Consider the following 17,939-nt stretch of genomic DNA (forward strand, 5'->3'; position numbering starts at 1 on the left):
TCTTCGCGCGGCACGCGCTCAATGTTGCGCAGGTACTACAAGGCGGCGCAATTAGAATTCCGGCTTTCAGCCTCTATCGACGACGGTGTGCGCCCAGTGCCGCGCCGCGCCCTGCGCATGACCCAATTCGCCAAGGAAACTCTGCCCATCAGCCTCGAGGAGGAGATGCGGCGCTCCTATCTCGACTACGCGATGAGTGTGATCGTCGGCCGGGCCCTGCCCGATGCCCGCGATGGCCTGAAGCCGGTGCACCGTCGCGTGCTGTTCGCGATGCACGAGCTGAACAACGACTGGAATCGGCCTTACAAGAAATCGGCCCGTATCGTCGGCGATGTGATCGGTAAATACCACCCGCACGGAGATACCGCGGTATACGACACCATCGTGCGCATGGCGCAGGATTTCTCGCTGCGCCATATGTTGGTGGATGGTCAGGGCAATTTCGGTTCGGTGGATGGCGACAACGCCGCCGCCATGCGATACACCGAAATCCGGCTAGACAAGATCGCGCATGAAATGCTGGCCGACATCGACAAGGAAACTGTCGATTTCGGACCCAATTACGACGGCAGCGAAAAGGAGCCGCTGGTCCTGCCGACCCGGCTGCCGAACCTGCTGGTCAATGGCGCCACCGGCATTGCGGTGGGCATGGCCACCAACATCCCGCCGCACAACCTCAACGAGGTGGTCGACGCCTGCCTGCACGCGCTGAAGAACCCCGACTGCTCGATCGACGAGCTGATGGAGATCATTCCCGCGCCGGATTTCCCGACCGCCGGCATCATCTACGGCATGTCCGGCGTGCGCGACGGCTACCGCACCGGCCGCGGCAAGGTGGTGATGCGCGCGAAGGTCCATTTCGAGGACATCGACCGCGGCGCGCGCCAGGCCATCATCGTTGACGAGATCCCCTATCAGGTCAACAAGAAGACCCTGCTGGAACGCATCGCCGAGCTGGTGCACGAGAAGAAGATCGAGGGCATCAGCCACATCCAGGACGAGAGCGACAAGTCCGGCATGCGCGTCGTGATCGAGCTCAAGCGCGGCGAGGTGCCCGAGGTTGTCTTGAACAATCTCTACAAGCAGACCCAGCTGCAGGACAGCTTCGGCATGAACATGGTGGCGCTGATCGACGGTCAGCCCAAGCTGTGCAATCTGAAGGACCTGATCACGGTCTTCCTGGAGCACCGCCGCGAGGTGGTGACCCGCCGCACGATCTTCGAACTGCGCAAGGCGCGCGACCGCGGCCATGTGCTGGAAGGCCTGGCGGTCGCACTGGCCAATATCGACGAGTTCATCGAGACCATCAAGACATCGCCGACGCCGCCGGTGGCCAAGGCCGCCCTGATGGCCAAGAGCTGGGACAGCTCGCTGGTGCGCGAAATGCTGACCCGCGCCGAGGGCGAGACCTCGGGCGGCAGCGCGGCCTACCGCCCCGAGGGGCTGCCCGCCCATTACGGCCTGCAGAGCGACGGCCTGTACCGCCTCTCCGAAGACCAGGCCGGCGAGATCCTGCAGATGCGTCTGCAGCGCCTGACCGGGCTGGAGCAGGACAAGATCGTCAGCGAGTACAAGGACGTGATGTCCGTCATCGCCGACCTGCTGGACATTCTGGCCAAGCCCGAGCGCGTCACCATCATCATCGGCGAGGAGCTGATCCAGGTTCGCCAGGAGTTCGGTCAGACCAAGGTCGGCGCGCGCCGCAGCCTGATCGAGCACAACGCCCAGGAACTCGGCACCGAGGACCTGATCACGCCCACCGATATGGTGGTGACGCTCTCGCACACCGGCTACATCAAGAGCCAGGCGCTGAGCGAATACCGCGCCCAGAAACGCGGCGGCCGCGGCAAGCAGGCCACGCAGACCAAGGACGACGACTGGGTCGACCAGCTCTTCATCGCCAACACGCACGACTGGATCCTGTGCTTCTCCAACCGCGGCCGCGTCTACTGGCTGAAGGTCTGGGAAGTGCCGCAGGGCTCGCGCAACTCGCGCGGCAAGCCCATCGTCAACATGTTCCCGCTGCAGCAGGACGAGAAGATCACCGTCGTGCTGCCGCTGACCGGCGAGTTCCGCGTCTTCCCCGAGGATCACTTCATCTTCATGGCCACGGCCCTGGGCACGGTCAAGAAGACCTCGCTGAAGGACTTCAGCAACCCGCGCAAGGCCGGCATCATCGCGGTCGACCTCGACGAGGGCGACCACCTGATCGGCGCTGCGCTGACCGACGGCAAGCATGACGTGATGCTGTTCAGCGACGGCGGCAAGGCCGTGCGCTTCGACGAGGACGATGTGCGCCCGATGGGCCGCCAGGCGCGCGGCGTGCGCGGCATGATGCTGGAACCCGATCAGCGCCTGATCGCGATGCTGGTGGCCGAGGACGAGATGCAGAGCGTGCTGACCGCCACCGAGAACGGCTACGGCAAGCGCACCGCGATCACCGAATACACCCGCCACGGCCGCGGCACCAAGGGCATGATCGCGATCCAGCAGAGCGAGCGCAATGGTCGCGTCGTCGCCGCCACCCTGGTGCGCGCCGAGGACGAGATCATGCTGATCACCGACAAGGGCGTGCTGGTGCGCACCCGTGTCAGCGAGATCCGCGAACTGGGCCGCGCCACCCAAGGCGTGACCCTGATCGCGCTGGACGACGGCGCCAAGCTGTCGGGCCTGCAGCGCATCGTCGAGAACGATGCCAACGAAGGTAGTACCGAAGGGGCGGCAGAAGACGGTGCCGCAAGCGACGACAGCAGCAACAAGGAATGACTTTGAACATCCATGCCCTGAAGACCCTGGCCTCGGCCGTCCTGCTGGCCGGCGCCGGTGCCAGTTTTGCCCAGGGCGCATCGACGCCCGCCCCGAGCAGCCCCGCGAAAAAGGAAATGATCGCGAAGCTGCTGCAGATGCAGAACCCGGCTTTTGACGCCGTCTCCCGCAGCCTGCTGCAGCAACCGGTCAACAACCTGATGCAAGGCGCCGGAACGGCCCTGCAGCAGCAGGTGCCGGCCGACAAGCGCGAGGCCACCGCCAAGGCCATCGAGGCCGACATCAAGAAGTTCGTCGACGACACGACGCCGATGATGCGCGAGCGCGCCGCCAAGCTGGCGCCGTCCACCATCGGCGCCATTCTGGAGGAGCGCTTCAGCGAGGAAGAGCTGCGTCAGCTGATGGTCTGGGTCGAGTCGCCGCTGAGCCAGAAATTCGCCCAGTTCGGCGTCGATGCGCCCCGAGCCCTGGCCGAGAAGCTGGTGGCCGACACCCGGCCGACCGTCGAGCCCCGTCTCAAGACCCTGGAGCAGGGCATCATCAAGCGCCTGAACGACGCCGGCGCGAAAATCGGCAAGCCGTCCTCGCCCGCCACTGCGCCTGCCGCTCCCGCCGCCCCCACCAAGAAGTAAGGCCGCCCCGCCCATGATCCAGCGCCCGTTCAATTTCTCCGCCGGCCCCGCCGCCCTGCCCGAAGAGGTGTTGCGCCAGGTGGCCGAAGAGATGCTGGACTGGCATGGTTCGGGCATGAGCGTGATGGAGATGAGCCACCGCGGCCGCGAGTTCATCTCCATCTACGAGGCCGCGGAGGCCGATCTGCGCGAGCTGCTGCAGGTACCGGCGAACTTCCGCATCCTGTTCATGCAGGGCGGCGGCCTGGCCGAGAACGCCATCGTGCCGCTGAACCTCTGCGGATCGAAGCCGGGCGGCAAGGTCGACATGGTGGTGACCGGCTCCTGGTCAAAGAAGAGCGCGGCCGAGGCGCGCCGCTACGCCGATGTGCAGATCGCGGCCGACGGCGCCGCGAGCCGCTACACCGAGATTCCGGCCGCTTCCAGCTGGCGGCTGCGCGGCGACGCCGCCTATGTGCATGTCTGCAGCAACGAGACCATCGACGGCACCGAGTTCCATGAACTGCCCGACCTGAAATCCCTGGGCAGCGCTGCGCCGCTGGTGATCGACTGCTCATCGCACCAGCTCTCGCGCCCGGTCGACTGGTCCAGGGTGGGCCTGGCCTTTGGCGGCGCACAGAAGAACGTCGGCCCCTCGGGCGTGACCCTGGTGTTCGTGCGCGAGGACCTGCTGGGCCATGCCCTGCCGATCTGCCCCTCGGCCTTCGATTACAAGGTGGTGGCCGAGGCGCAGTCGATGTTCAACACCCCGCCCACCTTCGGCATCTATGTCGCGGGCCTGGTGTTCAAGTGGCTGAAGAATTTCCGCTATGCCGGCAGGACCGGCGTGGCCGCCATCGAGCAGCGCAATATCGACAAGGCCGCCCTGCTCTACGGCGCGCTGGATGCGTCCGGCTTCTACGACAACCGCGTTGCGGCCCATTGCCGCTCGCGCATGAACATCCCGTTCTATCTCCGCGACGAACGTCTGAACGACGCCTTCCTGGCCGGCGCCAGGGAACGCGGATTGCTGCAACTCAAAGGCCACAAGTCGGTGGGCGGCATGCGTGCATCGATCTACAACGCCATGCCGCTGGAAGGCGTGCAGGCGCTGGTCACGTATCTGAAGGACTTTGAGGCACAACATGGCTGACGGAGCCAACTCTCCCGCATCCGAAATCACACCGGTCGCCGACCCCGCGCTGCTGGCGCTGCGCAACCAGATCGACGCGCTGGACAGCCAGCTGCTGAGCCTGCTGAACCAGCGCGCCAAGGTGGCCGAGCAGGTCGGCGAGATCAAGCGCCGCGAAGGCACGCCCTTCTTCCGCCCCGATCGCGTGGCCCAGGTCATCGCCAAGATCGAGAGCGCCAACCAGGGGCCGCTGAAGAGCGAGCATGTGGCCGCCATCTGGCGCGAGATCATGTCGGCCTGCCTGGCGCTGGAATCGCCGCAGCGCGTCGCCGTGCTGGGCCCGGTGGGCACCTTCTGCGAACAGGCCGCGATCGAGTACTTCGGCGGCGCCGCCGACCTGATCTACTGCAACAGCTTCGACGAGGTCTTCCACGCCACCGCCAGCGGCAGCGCGCAGTACGGCGTCGTGGGCGTCGAGAACATGACCGAGGGTGTGGTGACGCGCTCGCTGGACATGTTCCTGCACACCCCCACCCATGTGGTCGGCGAGGTCAGCCTGCTGATCCGCCACAACCTGATGCGCAAGACCGATTCGCTGGAAGGCATCGAGGCCGTGCTGGCGCATCCGCAGGCGCTGGCGCAATGCCAGAACTGGCTGAGCAAGCACCTGCCGCACGCCGAGCGCCGCGCCGTCTCCAGCAATGCCGAGGGCGCCCGCCTGGCGGCCGAGAACCCGGCCTGGGCGGGCATCGCCAGCGAGCGCGCGGCCACCATGTTCGGCCTGCATATCGTCGCCCATGCGGTGCAGGACGAGGCCTACAACCGCACCCGCTTCGCCGTCATCTGCCTGCCTCAGACCATGGCCACGCCGCCGGCCTCGGCGCGCGACTGCACCAGTCTGGTGGTCTCGGTGCCGAACCGCCCCGGCGCCATGCATGACCTGCTGGTGCCGCTGAAGACGCATGGCGTCTCGATGACGCGGCTGGAATCGCGCCCGGCGCGCACCGGCCAGTGGGAGTACTACTTCTACATCGACCTGGACGGCCATCCCAGCCAGCCCCATGTGGCGGCCGCGCTGGCCGAGCTGCGCCAGATCTGCGCCTTCTACAAGATGATCGGCGCCTACCCCATTAAGGCCTGAAGCTCCCATCATGTTCAACCAACTCGGCGTGATCGGCTGCGGCCTGATGGGCGGCTCCTTCGCGCTGGCCATGAAGAAGGCCGGCCTGGTCAAGCGCGTGGTCGGCTACAGCAAGTCGCCCTCCACCACCGAAACCGCCCGCAAGCTCGGCGTGATCGACGTGGCGGCCGAATCGGCCCTGCTGGCCGTGTCCGGTTCCGACATCGTGCTGCTGGCCGTGCCGGTGGCCGCCACCGAATCCTCGCTGCGCGCCGTGCGCCACCTGGTCGACCCCAAGGTGCTGTTCATGGACGTGGGCTCGACCAAGTGCGACGTGGTCGAGGCCGCGCGCCGCGCCCTGGGCAAGCAGCTGCCGGCCTTCGTGCCCGCGCACCCGATCACCGGCAAGGAGTCGGCCGGCGTCCAGCATGCCGACGCGGCGCTGTACCAGGGCCGCCAGGTGATCCTGACGCCGCTGCCGCAGACCGATGCCGGCCTGGTGCAGAAGGCCACCGACGTCTGGTCGGCCCTGGGCGCCCAGGTGCTGAAGATGACGCCGGAAAACCATGACGCCGCCTTCGCAGCCGTCAGCCATCTGCCGCATCTGCTGGCCTTCGCCTTCTTCCAGGCGGTCGCCAGCCAGCCGGCCGGCCGGGATTTCCTGAGCCTGGCCGGCCCGGGTTTCCGCGACTTCACCCGCATCGCCGCCAGCGACGCGGCGGTCTGGCGCGACATCCTGATGGCCAACAAGACCGAGGTGCTGCTGCAGTCGCGCCTGTTCCGCCAGGCGCTGGACGCGCTGGAGGCCATGATGCACAGCGGCGATGCCGCACAGCTCGAGGCGCGCATCCGCCTGATCGCCGAGGCGCGCGGCAACTGGCACATGAACCTGCCGCGCAGCGCCTCGCGCAAGGATTCCTGAGTTCCCCTTCCTCCCGTCCATGTTCAAGATTCCCTTCCTCGACCTGCCGCCCCTGCGCGCAGCGGCCGGCACGGTGCGCCTGCCGGGTTCCAAGAGCATCTCCAACCGCGTGCTGCTGCTGGCCGGCCTGGCCGAGGGCCAGACCCTGGTGCATGACCTGCTGGACTCCGACGACACCGCGGTGATGCTGGCTGCGTTGAAGGAGCTCGGCTGCGCGCTGGAGCAGGTACCGAACGGCCCGCTGAAGGTCACCGGTATCGGCGGCCGGCTGGCCAACCGGAGTGCCAAGCTCTTCCTCGGCAATGCCGGCACCGCGATGCGCCCGCTGACCGCCGCGCTGGCCCTGCTGGCCGCCACCCAGGGCGGCGAGTTCGAGCTCTCCGGCGTGCCGCGCATGCACGAACGCCCGATCGGCGATCTGGTCGACGCGCTGCGCGCGCTGGGCTGCACTATCGACTGCCTGGGCCAGGAGGGCTATCCGCCGCTGCGCCTGCGGGGCCCGGCCACGCTGAAGCTGGACGCACCGGTGCGCGTGCGCGGCGACGTCTCGAGCCAGTTCCTGACCGCGCTGCTGCTGGCCCTTCCCCTGGTTGCCGAACGCGACATCGAGATCGAGGTGATCGGCGAGCTGATCTCCAAGCCCTATATCCACATCACCTTGGAGCTGCTGAAGCGCTTCGGCATCGCGGTGCGGCGCGACGCCGACTGGCAGCGCTTCACCATTCCCGCCGGCAGCCGCTACCGCTCGCCCGGCGCGGTGCATGTGGAGGGCGACGCCAGCTCGGCCTCCTACTTCGTCGCGCTGGGCGCGATCGCCGCGCCGGATGCGCCGCTGCGCATCGAGGGCGTCGGCAGCGCCTCGCTGCAGGGCGATGTGCGCTTCATCGAGGCGGCCCGGGCGATGGGCGCGCAGGTGGCGGCCGGCCCGAACTGGCTGGAAGTGCGGCGTGGCGCCTGGCCCTTGAAGGCCCTGGACCTGGACTGCAACCACATCCCCGACGCCGCGATGACCCTGGCCGTGATGGCGTTGTACGCCGACGGCCCCAGCACCCTGCGCAACATCGCCAGTTGGCGCGTCAAGGAAACCGACCGCATCGCCGCGATGGCCACCGAGCTGCGCAAGCTCGGCGCCACGGTCGAGGAAGGCCCGGACTGGCTGAGCGTGCATCCGCTGCGCGACTGGCGGCCGGCCGCCATCCACACCTACGACGACCATCGCGTCGCGATGTGCTTCTCCCTGGCCGCCTTCAATCCGCTGGCGACCGATAGCCCGGTGCCGGTGCGCATCCTCGAGCCGCATTGCGTCGCCAAGACCTTCCCGGACTATTTCGAAACCCTGTTCGAGGTGGTGACGACCCGCCCCGAGGACGTGCCGGTGATCACGATCGACGGCCCCACCGCCTCCGGCAAGGGCACCCTGGCCGACGAGGTGGCCCATGCCCTGGGCTACTGGGTGCTGGATTCCGGCGCGCTCTACCGCGCCACCGGCCTGGCCGCCAGCCGCGCCGGCGTGGACCTGGACGATGCCCGGGCCGTGGCCGGCGTGGCCACCGGCCTGGACCTGCATTTCGCCAAGGGCCGCGTGACCCTGGGCCCGGAGGACATCACCGACGCGCTGCGCCTGGAGAGCACCGGCCTGATGGCCTCCCGGGTGGCCGTGCATGCCCCGGTGCGCGCCGCGCTGAACCAGTTGCAGCTGGATTTCCGCTGCCCGCCCGGCCTGGTGGCCGACGGGCGCGACATGGGCTCCGCGCTCTTCCCGGCCGCCCGGCTCAAGGTCTTCCTCAGCGCCAGCGCCGCCACGCGCGCCGAACGCCGGCATAAGCAATTGATTTCCAAGGGAATTTCCGCTAATATCGAAGACTTGCGTGCGGATCTGGAGGCACGCGATGCGCGCGACAAGGGTCGCAGCGCCTCGCCTCTGGTCGCCGCCGCAGACGCGCTCGAACTCGACAATTCGGCCCAGACCATTGAGCAATCAAGGGATCTGGTGCTGGCTTGGTGGGAAGAGCGCCGGCCGTTCAAGGGCTGATCCGCAAGGTTCAGCCCGCAGCGGCCAAACCCGGGCCCGCCGCCCTTCCCTCCGAACGTCAGTTCATCGGGGGCGGCGATCTCAACAACCTAACCCGCGGGTCCGCCCGCAAGCACCATGTCCCAAATTCAAAACGCCACCGGTGGTGAGTCCTTCGCCGCTCTGTTCGAAGAGTCGCTGCAAAAAGCCGACATGCGCTCGGGCGAGGTCATCTCCGCCGAAGTCGTGCGCATCGACTACAACTTCGTGGTGGTGAACGCCGGCCTCAAGTCCGAAGCCTATGTGCCCATCGAGGAGTTCAAGAACGACCAGGGCGAGCTCGAAGTCCATGTCGGCGACTTCGTCTCGGTGGCCATCGACGCCATCGAGAACGGCTACGGCGACACCATCCTGTCGCGCGACAAGGCCAAGCGCCTGGCTTCCTGGCTGGCCCTGGAAACCGCGCTGGAGTCCGGCGATTTCGTGACCGGCACCGTTTCCGGCAAGGTCAAGGGCGGCCTGACCGTCCTGGTCAACGGCATCCGCGCCTTCCTGCCCGGTTCGCTGCTGGACACCCGCCCGGTGAAGGACATGAGCCCGTTCGAGGGCAAGACCATGGAATTCAAGGTCATCAAGCTCGACCGCAAGCGCAACAACGTTGTGCTGTCGCGTCGCGCGGTGGTCGAGGCTTCGATGGGTGAAGAGCGCGCCAAGCTGCTCGAGACGCTGTCGGAAGGCGCGATCGTCAACGGCGTGGTCAAGAACATCACCGAATACGGTGCCTTCGTGGATCTGGGCGGCATCGACGGCCTGCTGCACATCACCGACATGGCATGGCGCCGCGTCCGTCACCCGAGCGAGGTGGTGACGGTCGGCCAGGAACTGACCGCCAAGGTCCTGAAGTTCGACGCCGAGAAGAACCGTGTCTCGCTGGGCCTGAAGCAGCTGGGCGACGACCCCTGGTTCGGCGTGGCCCGCCGCTACCCCACCAGCACCCGCCTGTTCGGCAAGGTCACCAACATCGCCGACTACGGCGCCTTCGTCGAGATCGAGCCGGGCATCGAAGGCCTGGTGCACGTCTCCGAAATGGACTGGACCAACAAGAACGTTGCACCTTCGAAGATCGTCTCCCTGGGCGACGAGGTCGAAGTCATGGTGCTGGAGATCGACGAAGACAAGCGTCGCATCTCGCTGGGCATGAAGCAGTGCAAGGCCAATCCTTGGGAAGAGTTCGCCGAGAACGTCAAGCGCGGCGACAGGGTCAAGGGCCCGGTCAAGTCGATCACCGACTTCGGCGTGTTCGTGGGCCTGGCCCAGGGCATCGACGGCCTGGTGCACCTGTCCGACCTGTCCTGGCAAGAGACCGGCGAAGCCGCCGTGCGCAACTTCAAGAAGGGCCAGGAAGTCGAAGCCATCGTGCTGGCCGTGGACGTCGAGCGCGAGCGCATCTCGCTGGGCATCAAGCAGCTGGACAGCGACCCGTTCACCACCTACACCTCGGTCAATGACCGCGGCATGTCGGTGACCGGCAAGGTCAAGACGGTCGACGCGCGTGGCGCCGAGATCGAACTGGCCGACGACGTGCTGGGCTATCTGCGCGCCTCGGAAATCTCCCGCGACCGCGTGGAAGACGCCCGCAACGTACTGAAGGAAGGCGACGAAGTGACGGCCATCATCGTCAACATCGACCGCAAGACCCGCAACATCCAGCTGTCGATCAAGGCCAAGGACAGCGCCGACCAACAGGAAGCCATGCAGCGCCTGTCGGCCACGTCCGAGCGTGAGAACGCCGGCACCACCAGCCTGGGCGCCCTGCTGCGTGCCAAGCTGGACAACCAGAACAACTAATCCTTGTTCAAGGGCGGCGGGGCTCTGTTAGCCTCGCCGCCTGGTGACCCACAGGCTCGCCACTCTTTCCGAGGGCGGGCCTGTTTTCTTCCGACAAGCCCAAAAAGAATTCCATCGTCATGACCCGCTCCGATCTTGTTGCCCATCTGGCCGAACGCTTCAGCCAGCTGACCCAACGCGACACCGAGTTCGCGGTCAAGACCATCCTGGACGCGATGTCCGAGGCGCTTGCGCGCGGCCACCGCATCGAGATCCGCGGCTTCGGCAGCTTCTCGATCAACCGCCGCCCGCCCCGCATGGGCCGCAACCCGCGCAGCGGCGCCCAGGTGCTGATCCCCGAGAAGCTGGTGCCCCACTTCAAGCCCGGCAAGGCCCTGCGCGAGGCCGTGGACACGCAGCTGCCGGCCCCCGACGCCGTCGAGTCCAAGAATCTCGCCTGAACCCCGCAGGGCTCATCGCCCCTAGAATCCGCCCGATGCGAGTGTTCGTCTGGCTCTTCCGAGCCTTCATCTTCTTTGCGCTCTTCGCCTTCGCGCTGAACAACAGCCAGGAGGCGCAGGTGCGCTGGTTCTTCGGTCATGAATGGCGCGCGCCGATGGTGATCATCGTGCTGCTGGCCTTCGGCCTGGGCGCGGCCCTGGGCGTGCTGGCCATGGTGCCGGCCTGGTGGAAACACCGCCGCGTGGCCCAGCGCCAGACCCCGGTCGACGCCGAGGCCGACATGCCGCCCCCCGTCCCGACTCCTCCCAACGCCGCCACGGTACGCGATGGACTTTGACCTGCGCTGGCTGCTGATCGCGCTGCCGGTGGCCTTCGCCCTCGGCTGGCTGGCCTCCAAGCTCGATGCGCGCCAATGGAAGCGCGAGCAGCGCGATGCCCCCAAGGCCTATTTCAAGGGGCTGAATCTGCTGCTCAACGAGCAGCAGGACAAGGCCATCGACGCCTTCATCGAGGCGGTGCAGGCCGATCCCGACACCTCGGAGCTGCACTTCGCCCTCGGCAATCTGTTCCGCCGCCGCGGCGAGTACGAGCGCGCGGTGCGGGTGCACCAGCACCTGCTGCAGCGCGGCGACCTGCCCAGGAGCGAACGCGAGCGTGCCCAGCATGCGCTGGCCCAGGACTTCTTCAAGGCCGGCCTGTTCGACCGCGCCGAGGAGGCCTTCGCCCAGCTGCGCGGCAGCGCTTTCGAGACCGAGGCCGAGCTGGCCCTGCTCTCGCTTTACGAGCGCTCGCGCGAATGGCGCAAGGCCGCCGAGGTGGCGCGCCATCTGGAGCAAGGCGGCAGCGGCTCCTTCGCCGCGCGCATCGCCAACTACCTGTGCGAACTGGCGCTGGAAGCTCAGGGCCGCCAGCAGGACGGCGAGGCCCAGGAGCTGCTGGCCGAGGCCCGCAAGATCGCGCCGCGCGCCGCGCGCGCCCATGTGCTGGCCGGCCAGATGCTGGCGCGGCGCGAGCAGCCCGAGCAGGCCATGGCCGCCTATGCCGGCCTGCTGAGCGCCAATCCCGAATCCTTCCATCTGGTGGCGCGCGACTATGCCGAGGTGGCGTTATCGGCCGGCCTGGCTTCGCAGGCCCTGGCCACCTTGCAGGCCCAGTACCAGCGCAGCCCCGGCATGCAGCTGCTGGGTGCGATCGCGCGCCTGGAGCCCGAGGCGGCCGCCCAGCGCCAGCGCCTGGTGACCCATCTGCGCGCCGAGCCCAGCCTGTCGGCCGCGCGCGCGCTGCTGGGTCAGAGCGGCGCCAGGCTCACCGAGGAAGAAGCGCCGCTGGTGGGCGCCGCGCTGGACCGCGCGGTGCGCCCGCTGCAGCGCTACCGCTGCGCCGCCTGCGGCTTCGAGGCCCAGCATTATTTCTGGCAATGCCCGGGCTGCCTCAGCTGGGACAGCTATCCGCCGCGCCACGTAGAAGAACTCTGATCAAGCCATGGCGAGCGACCGCATCATTCTGTGCATGAAATGGGGCACCAAGTACGGCCCCGAGTATGTCAACCGACTCTACGCGATGGTGCGCCGCCATCTGCGCGGCGAGTTCCGTTTCGTCTGCCTGACCGACCGCTCCGAGGGGGTGCGCGCCGAGGTCGAATGCCTGCCGATCCCGCCGCTGGCCCTGCCGCCCGGCAGCCCGGAGCGCGGCTGGACCAAGCTGACCACCTTCGAAGCCGATCTGCATGGCCTGCAGGGCACCGCCCTGTTCCTCGACCTGGACGTCGTGATCGTCGACGACATCACGCCCTTCTTCGAGGTGCCGGGCGAGTTCCTGATCATCCACGACTGGAAGCGTCCCTGGCGCATCACCGGCAACTCCTCGGTCTACCGCTTCACGCTCGGCGCCCATGCCGATGTGCTGGCCAAGTTCCGCCGCGAGTTCGACAGCATCCGGCGCCAGGTCCGCAACGAGCAGGCCTATTTGTCCAACGAGATGCAGGCCAAGGGCCTGCTGAAGTACTGGGACCCGGCCTGGTGTGCCAGCTACAAATACCACTGCATCCCGCGCTGGCCCGGCAACTACTGGCGTGCACCCTTCATCCCTCAAGGCGCACGCATCCTGATCTTCCACGGCGTGGTCAACCCGCCCGACGCGCTGGCCGGCCGCAACAACGGCAACTGGCGCCGCGCCCAGCCCGCGCCCTGGATCGCTGACCACTGGCGCGAATGAGCAGCAGCCCGCCCAGAGTCCTGCACTTCGTCACCGGCGGTTTTTCCGGCGCCACCCAGGTCGCGCTGGATCTGGTGCGTGCCGGTCAGGCCAGCGGCCGCAGCGAGCCGCTGCTGGTGCTGCGCCGCAAGCGCCAGACCGATCCGCGCCGCATCGAGGCCCTGCGCGAGCAGGGCGTGCCGGTCGAAACCGTGCCGGGCTGGTCGCACCTCGCCACGATCGCCGCGCTGCTGCGGCTGCTGCGGCGCTGGCGCCCCGACGTGCTGGTGGCCCATGGCTTCCCGGAGCATCTGCTGGGCCGCTGGGCCGGGCTGGCGGCGGGCGTGCCCCACCTGGTGCAGGTGGAACACAACTCGCGCGAGCGCTACGGCTTTTGGCGCCTGGCGCAGGCACGCTTCCTGGCACAGCGCAGCGACCGCATCGTCGGCTGCTCGGAGGGCGTGCGCCAGAGCCTGCTGGCGCTGGGCATGCCGGCGTCCAAGACCGTCGCGATCTCCAACGGCATCCGCCTGGAGCCCTTCGCCGAGGCCGAGCGCCATCCCTTCACCGAGCGGGTGCCCGGGCTGGTGATGGCGGCGCGCTTCGCCGGCCAGAAGGACCATGCCACCCTGCTGCGCGCGCTGGCCCTGCTGAAACAGCGCGGCCTGAGGCCGCCGCTGCTGCTGGCCGGCGGCGGCGGCGAGCGCCACCGGCGCGCCGCCCGCGCGCTGAGCGCCGAGCTAGGCCTGGACGATCAGGTGCAGTTCCTCGGCTTCCATCCGCGCGTGCCCGAGCTGCTGATGCAGCACCAGATCGCCGTGCTGTCCAGCCATTACGAAGGCATGCCGCTCTCGCTGGTCGAGGGCATGGCGGCCGGCTGCGTGGCCCTGGGCAGCGCGGTGCCGGGCATTCGCGAGCTGATCGAGGACGGCGTCAGCGGCCGCCTGGTGCCGCATGCCGATCCGCAGGCCCTGGCCGACGCGATCGAGGCCCTGCTGCGCGATCCCGCCGAGGCCGCCCGCCTGGCCGCGGCGGGCCGGCAGCAGGCCGAGCGGCAGCACAGCCTGGCGCGCATGCTGGGCCGCTACGAGGACCTGTTCCTGGCCCTGACGGCGCGGGAGCCACGCGCATGACCTCGCCCATGCCGACGCCCTGGCTCAGCCTGCTGCTGCCGATGTACCGCGTGCGCCCCTGGCTGGCCGCCTGCCTGGACTCGATCCTGACCCAGCAGGGCCTGGACGGGGTCGAGATCCTGCTGCTGGACGACGCCAGCGACGACGGCAGCCGCGAGCTGGCCGAGACCTACGCGGCGCGCTTTCCCGGCCGGCTACAGCTGCTGCGCCACGAGCGCAACCGCGGCGTGGCCGCGGCCCGCAACAGCCTGCTGGATGCGGCGCGCGGCGACTATCTGTGGTTCGTCGATCCCGACGATGTGATGCTGCCGGGCGCGATCGCATCGCTGCGCGCCACGCTGCAGCGCGAGCCCGGGCTCGATGTGCTGATGTGCGACTTCCGCATCCTGCGCGAGGACTTCGGGCCCAAGCATGAACGGCGCGGCGAGCTCCACATGTGCAGCTTCATCGGCCCCTCGCGCCAGCGCCTGAGCGACCGCTCGCGCCTGGTGCAGGGCCTGTTCGAGGCCGGTCATCTGCAGCCCTGGTGCAAGATCGTGCGGCGCACCGTCTGGCCGGCCGGGCTGCGTTTTCCCGAGGGCCGCTTCTTCGAGGACACCGGCGTGATGCCGCGCGTGCTGCTGCGGGCCCGCCACTATCTGCATATGCCCGAGGTCTGGATCGGCTACCGCAAGCGCGAGGGCAGCGTGCTGGCCGCGCTGGACCTGAAGAAGCTCGACGACATGAGCTTCGCACTGGCGGGCTATGGGGCCCAGCTGCGCGATCTGGACGAGGCGGCGCGCTTCGCCCAGGCCTACTTCGGCGCCGCCACCTTCGTCAGCGCCTGCCGCCATGCCAGCCGCCAGGGCGCGGCTCTGGGCCTGTACCGGGAGCGGCTGTGGCAGACGATCGACTTCGACCGCGCCGCCCTGCGCGCGCAATACCTGAAGCGCGGCTGGCTGTGGCGCTGGCTGCGCCTCGCGCATTGGCTGCGCCGCGCGGAGGGCTCGGCATGAGCGCAACGCAAGACAAGGCCCAGCCCTGGCTCAGCGTGCTGATCCCGGTCTACAACGTCGAGGCCTGGCTGCGGCCCTGCGTGGAGTCGGTGCTGGCGCAGGCCACCGGCATCGAGGGCCGGGGCGTCGAGATCCTCCTGCTGGACGATGTCTCGACCGACGGTTCGGCCGCGCTGATGCAGCGTCTGGCCGACGAGCACCCGGGGCGCCTGACCCTGCTGCGCCACGCGCGCAACGGCGGGCTCTCGGCCGCGCGCAACACCCTGCTGGAGGCGGCGCGCGGCGACTACCTCTGGTTCCTCGACTCCGACGACCTGATGCTGCCCGGTGCCCTGCCCGCGCTGGCCGAGATCGTGCGGCGCGATGCGCCGGACCTGGTGCTGTGTGACTTCCGGGTCCTGCGCGAGCGCATGCAGTTCAAGCACCGGCTGCGCGGCGAAGCGCATCGCCACACCTTCGAGGGCCCGGCGCGCAGCCTGCAGACCGACCGCTCGGCCCTGGTGCGCGGCCTGTTCCTGACCGGCAAGCTGCACGCCTGGAGCAAAATCAGCCGGCGCGCGCTGTGGGGCGACGATCTGCGCTTCCCGACCGGCCGCTATTACGAAGACATGTACACCTCGCCGGAGCTGGCCCTGCGCGCCCGCAGCTTCCTCTACGTCCCCGAGGTCTGGGTCGGCTACCGCCAGCGCGGCGGCAGCATCCTGGCCACCCTGAACCCGCAGAAACTCGAGCACATGATGGATTCCCTGGTGGGCCTGCCGCAACGGCTGGCCGCGCAGCAGCCGCCGCTGTCCCATGCGGCGCGCTTCGCGGTCGCGCATTACGCCGCGCGCGGCTATGTCAGCGCCGCGCGCTTCATGGCGCGCCATGCCGGCCGCGCCGCGCTGGCGCAATGCCATCGCCAGCTGCTGGCCAGCCTGCCGCTGGCGCCCGCCGAACTGCTGGCCGACTACCTGAAGCGCGGCTGGCTGTGGCGTGCCGCGCGGCTGCGTCACTGGCTGGCGCGCGGCGCGGAGGCCCAGGCATGAGCACGGCCGCCAAGCCCGCCAAGGACCGGACGCTCGGCCGTCTGCTGCGCTTCCTCAAGCCCTACCGCGCCGGCCTGCTGCTGTCCATCCTGGCCTATGTGGCCGCGGCCGGCACCGAGGCTTTGATCCCCAAGCTGCTGCAGCTGGCCTTCGACGACGGGCTGAAGGAGCAGAGCTTCCCGATCTGGTACGTGCCGGTCGCGCTGATCGGCCTCTACATGATCCGCGGCTGCGCCGGCTTCGCCGGCCAGTACCTGCTGAACTGGACCGTGCTGCGCGGCGTGCGCGACCTGCGCCAGGCCCTGGTCGGCGCCCTGCTGCGCGCCGATGCCAGCGTCTTCACCGGCCTGCAGGCCGGCACCGCGGTGACCAAGGTGGTCAACGATCCGCAGCAGTCGCTGTCGCTGCTGGGCAGCGTCACCACCACGGTGCTGCGCGACGGCCTGCCCGCGCTGGCCATGCTGGTCTACCTGTTCGTGCTGGACTGGCAGCTGACCCTGCTGTCGCTGGTCATCCTGCCCCTGATGGCCTTCGTCGTGAAGAAGGTCAACCGCCGCGTGCGCATGATGGGCAACCTGAGCTACGACGCGCAGATGCTGCTCTCGGCCAAGGTGGACGACCTGACCCGCGCCTGGAAGGTGGTGCGCAGCTTCGACGCCGGTCAGTACGAGCGCGAGCGCTTCGGCGACATCGCCCAGCAGGTGCAGCGCAACAGCCTCAAGCAGGTGGCGGCCGGCGCGCTGGGCCAGCCGCTGTCGCAGCTGGTGGCCAGCATCGGCATCTCGCTGATCGTCAGCATCGCGCTGCTGCAGGCGCGCGAGAACAACGCCTCGGCCGGCGCCTTCGCCGCCTATATCGGCGCGCTGCTGCTGCTGGCTTCGCGGCTGCGCCATCTGAGCGACCTGGCCACGCCGGCCAGCAACGCCCTGGTGATCGGCCGCGGCTGCCTGCAGCTGCTGGACCTGCCGCCGGAGCCGGACCCCGGCCAGCGCGATCTCGGCCCGGTGCAGGGCGAGCTGCGCCTGGAGCAGCTGAGCCTGCGCTACCCCGGCGCCGACCAGCCCGCGCTGCAGGCGCTGGACCTGCTGATCCCGGCCGGGCGCACCACCGCCCTGGTCGGCGCCTCGGGCGCCGGCAAGAGCTCGGTGGTGCACCTGATCCAGGGCTTCGGCCAGCCCGACGCCGGCCGCATCCTGCTGGACGGCATCGACATCCGCGAGCTGCGCAAGGCCGACCTGCGCCGCCAGTTCGCCGTGGTCTCGCAGGACATCGTGCTGTTCGACGCCTCGGTGGCCGACAACATCGCCTATGCCCAGCTGCGCGACGCCGCGCGCCTGGAACAGGCGCTGCGCGCCGCCCATCTGTGGGACTTCGTGCAGGGCCTGCCGCAGGGCCTGGACACGCCGGTCGGCACCAATGGCAGCAAGCTCAGCGGCGGCCAGCGCCAGCGCCTGGCGATCGCCCGCGCGCTCTACAAGGACGCGCCGATCTGGGTCTTCGACGAGGCCACCTCGGCCTTGGACGTCGAGAGCGAACGCGCGGTGCAGCAGGCCCTGGAGCAATGGCAGGGCCGCAAGACCCTGATCCTGATCGCGCACCGCCTCTCCACCGTGCGCTCCGCCGATGTCATCCATGTGCTGGCCGCGGGCCGGGTGCTGGAATCCGGCAGCCATGCCGAACTGCTGGCACAGGACGGCGCCTACGCCTCGATGGTGCAGGCGCAGATCGGGGACTGAGCG

Annotated in this window: 15 protein-coding genes; all 15 read left to right on the top strand. The window is 68.7% G+C overall.

Going from position 1 to position 17,939, the window contains the following annotated elements; all coding sequences use genetic code 11:
* Positions 1-117: 117 nt before the first annotated feature.
* The 15 genes from gyrA to AC07OQ_RS12180 all read left to right on the top strand — a co-directional run bounded on the left by gyrA (position 118) and on the right by AC07OQ_RS12180 (position 17,936).
* Complete coding sequence (gene gyrA, locus AC07OQ_RS12110) at positions 118-2,766, top strand: DNA gyrase subunit A (RefSeq protein ID WP_495053379.1); 2,649 nt, start codon at positions 118-120, stop codon at positions 2,764-2,766.
* Entirely contained in the window at positions 2,763-3,398 is a 636-nt protein-coding gene (locus AC07OQ_RS12115; protein ID WP_495053380.1) for a DUF2059 domain-containing protein, read from the top strand. The genes gyrA and AC07OQ_RS12115 overlap by 4 nt, the downstream gene beginning before the upstream one ends.
* Before the next feature lie 16 nt (positions 3,399-3,414).
* On the top strand, positions 3,415-4,530 hold the full coding sequence (gene serC, locus AC07OQ_RS12120; protein WP_495053421.1) for a 3-phosphoserine/phosphohydroxythreonine transaminase: 1,116 nt from the start codon (positions 3,415-3,417) through the stop codon (positions 4,528-4,530).
* Positions 4,523-5,650: a prephenate dehydratase gene (pheA, locus tag AC07OQ_RS12125; protein ID WP_495053381.1), complete on the top strand. Its 1,128-nt coding sequence runs from the start codon at positions 4,523-4,525 to the stop codon at positions 5,648-5,650. Before serC ends, pheA begins: the two co-directional genes overlap by 8 nt.
* A 10-nt stretch (positions 5,651-5,660) precedes the next feature.
* Complete coding sequence (locus tag AC07OQ_RS12130; protein WP_495053382.1) at positions 5,661-6,551, top strand: prephenate dehydrogenase; 891 nt, start codon at positions 5,661-5,663, stop codon at positions 6,549-6,551.
* Positions 6,552-6,570: 19 nt separating this feature from the next.
* Entirely contained in the window at positions 6,571-8,583 is a 2,013-nt protein-coding gene (locus tag AC07OQ_RS12135) for a bifunctional 3-phosphoshikimate 1-carboxyvinyltransferase/cytidylate kinase (RefSeq protein ID WP_495053383.1), read from the top strand.
* Positions 8,584-8,700: 117 nt separating this feature from the next.
* The gene (rpsA, locus tag AC07OQ_RS12140) at positions 8,701-10,410 is read left to right on the top strand and encodes a 30S ribosomal protein S1 (RefSeq protein WP_495053384.1); all 1,710 of its coding nucleotides are present in this window, start codon (positions 8,701-8,703) and stop codon (positions 10,408-10,410) included.
* Positions 10,411-10,529: 119 nt separating this feature from the next.
* Positions 10,530-10,850 carry an integration host factor subunit beta gene (locus AC07OQ_RS12145; RefSeq protein WP_495053385.1) on the top strand — a complete coding sequence of 107 codons (321 nt, stop codon included), beginning with the start codon at positions 10,530-10,532 and terminating at the stop codon, positions 10,848-10,850.
* Between the two features lie 35 nt (positions 10,851-10,885).
* Positions 10,886-11,188 carry a lipopolysaccharide assembly protein LapA domain-containing protein gene (locus AC07OQ_RS12150; RefSeq protein ID WP_495053386.1) on the top strand — a complete coding sequence of 101 codons (303 nt, stop codon included), beginning with the start codon at positions 10,886-10,888 and terminating at the stop codon, positions 11,186-11,188.
* Positions 11,178-12,326 carry a lipopolysaccharide assembly protein LapB gene (gene lapB / locus AC07OQ_RS12155; RefSeq protein ID WP_495053387.1) on the top strand — a complete coding sequence of 383 codons (1,149 nt, stop codon included), beginning with the start codon at positions 11,178-11,180 and terminating at the stop codon, positions 12,324-12,326. Before AC07OQ_RS12150 ends, lapB begins: the two co-directional genes overlap by 11 nt.
* 7 nt (positions 12,327-12,333) lie before the next feature.
* Complete coding sequence (locus AC07OQ_RS12160) at positions 12,334-13,065, top strand: glycosyltransferase (protein WP_495053388.1); 732 nt, start codon at positions 12,334-12,336, stop codon at positions 13,063-13,065.
* On the top strand, positions 13,062-14,177 hold the full coding sequence (locus tag AC07OQ_RS12165; RefSeq protein WP_495053389.1) for a glycosyltransferase: 1,116 nt from the start codon (positions 13,062-13,064) through the stop codon (positions 14,175-14,177). The genes AC07OQ_RS12160 and AC07OQ_RS12165 overlap by 4 nt, the downstream gene beginning before the upstream one ends.
* Entirely contained in the window at positions 14,174-15,172 is a 999-nt protein-coding gene (locus AC07OQ_RS12170) for a glycosyltransferase family 2 protein (protein ID WP_495053390.1), read from the top strand. The genes AC07OQ_RS12165 and AC07OQ_RS12170 overlap by 4 nt, the downstream gene beginning before the upstream one ends.
* On the top strand, positions 15,169-16,200 hold the full coding sequence (locus AC07OQ_RS12175; protein WP_495053391.1) for a glycosyltransferase family 2 protein: 1,032 nt from the start codon (positions 15,169-15,171) through the stop codon (positions 16,198-16,200). Before AC07OQ_RS12170 ends, AC07OQ_RS12175 begins: the two co-directional genes overlap by 4 nt.
* A complete protein-coding gene (locus AC07OQ_RS12180; protein WP_495053392.1) occupies positions 16,197-17,936 on the top strand; it encodes an ABC transporter ATP-binding protein in 1,740 nt (579 codons plus the stop codon). The genes AC07OQ_RS12175 and AC07OQ_RS12180 overlap by 4 nt, the downstream gene beginning before the upstream one ends.
* Positions 17,937-17,939 lie beyond the last annotated feature (3 nt).

The organism is Roseateles sp. GW821-FHT09B06, from assembly GCF_059418245.1.

Excerpts from the sequence above, each read along its gene's own strand:
- gyrA (WP_495053379.1), top strand. The coding sequence starts at position 118 with ATGACCCAATTCGCCAAGGAAACTCTGCCCATCAGCCTCGAGGAGGAG.
- AC07OQ_RS12115 (WP_495053380.1), top strand. The coding sequence starts at position 2,763 with ATGACTTTGAACATCCATGCCCTGAAGACCCTGGCCTCGGCCGTCCTG.
- pheA (WP_495053381.1), top strand. The coding sequence starts at position 4,523 with ATGGCTGACGGAGCCAACTCTCCCGCATCCGAAATCACACCGGTCGCC.
- AC07OQ_RS12130 (WP_495053382.1), top strand. The coding sequence starts at position 5,661 with ATGTTCAACCAACTCGGCGTGATCGGCTGCGGCCTGATGGGCGGCTCC.
- AC07OQ_RS12135 (WP_495053383.1), top strand. The coding sequence starts at position 6,571 with ATGTTCAAGATTCCCTTCCTCGACCTGCCGCCCCTGCGCGCAGCGGCC.
- rpsA (WP_495053384.1), top strand. The coding sequence starts at position 8,701 with ATGTCCCAAATTCAAAACGCCACCGGTGGTGAGTCCTTCGCCGCTCTG.
- AC07OQ_RS12145 (WP_495053385.1), top strand. The coding sequence starts at position 10,530 with ATGACCCGCTCCGATCTTGTTGCCCATCTGGCCGAACGCTTCAGCCAG.
- AC07OQ_RS12150 (WP_495053386.1), top strand. The coding sequence starts at position 10,886 with ATGCGAGTGTTCGTCTGGCTCTTCCGAGCCTTCATCTTCTTTGCGCTC.
- lapB (WP_495053387.1), top strand. The coding sequence starts at position 11,178 with ATGGACTTTGACCTGCGCTGGCTGCTGATCGCGCTGCCGGTGGCCTTC.
- AC07OQ_RS12160 (WP_495053388.1), top strand. The coding sequence starts at position 12,334 with ATGGCGAGCGACCGCATCATTCTGTGCATGAAATGGGGCACCAAGTAC.
- AC07OQ_RS12165 (WP_495053389.1), top strand. The coding sequence starts at position 13,062 with ATGAGCAGCAGCCCGCCCAGAGTCCTGCACTTCGTCACCGGCGGTTTT.
- AC07OQ_RS12170 (WP_495053390.1), top strand. The coding sequence starts at position 14,174 with ATGACCTCGCCCATGCCGACGCCCTGGCTCAGCCTGCTGCTGCCGATG.
- AC07OQ_RS12175 (WP_495053391.1), top strand. The coding sequence starts at position 15,169 with ATGAGCGCAACGCAAGACAAGGCCCAGCCCTGGCTCAGCGTGCTGATC.
- AC07OQ_RS12180 (WP_495053392.1), top strand. The coding sequence starts at position 16,197 with ATGAGCACGGCCGCCAAGCCCGCCAAGGACCGGACGCTCGGCCGTCTG.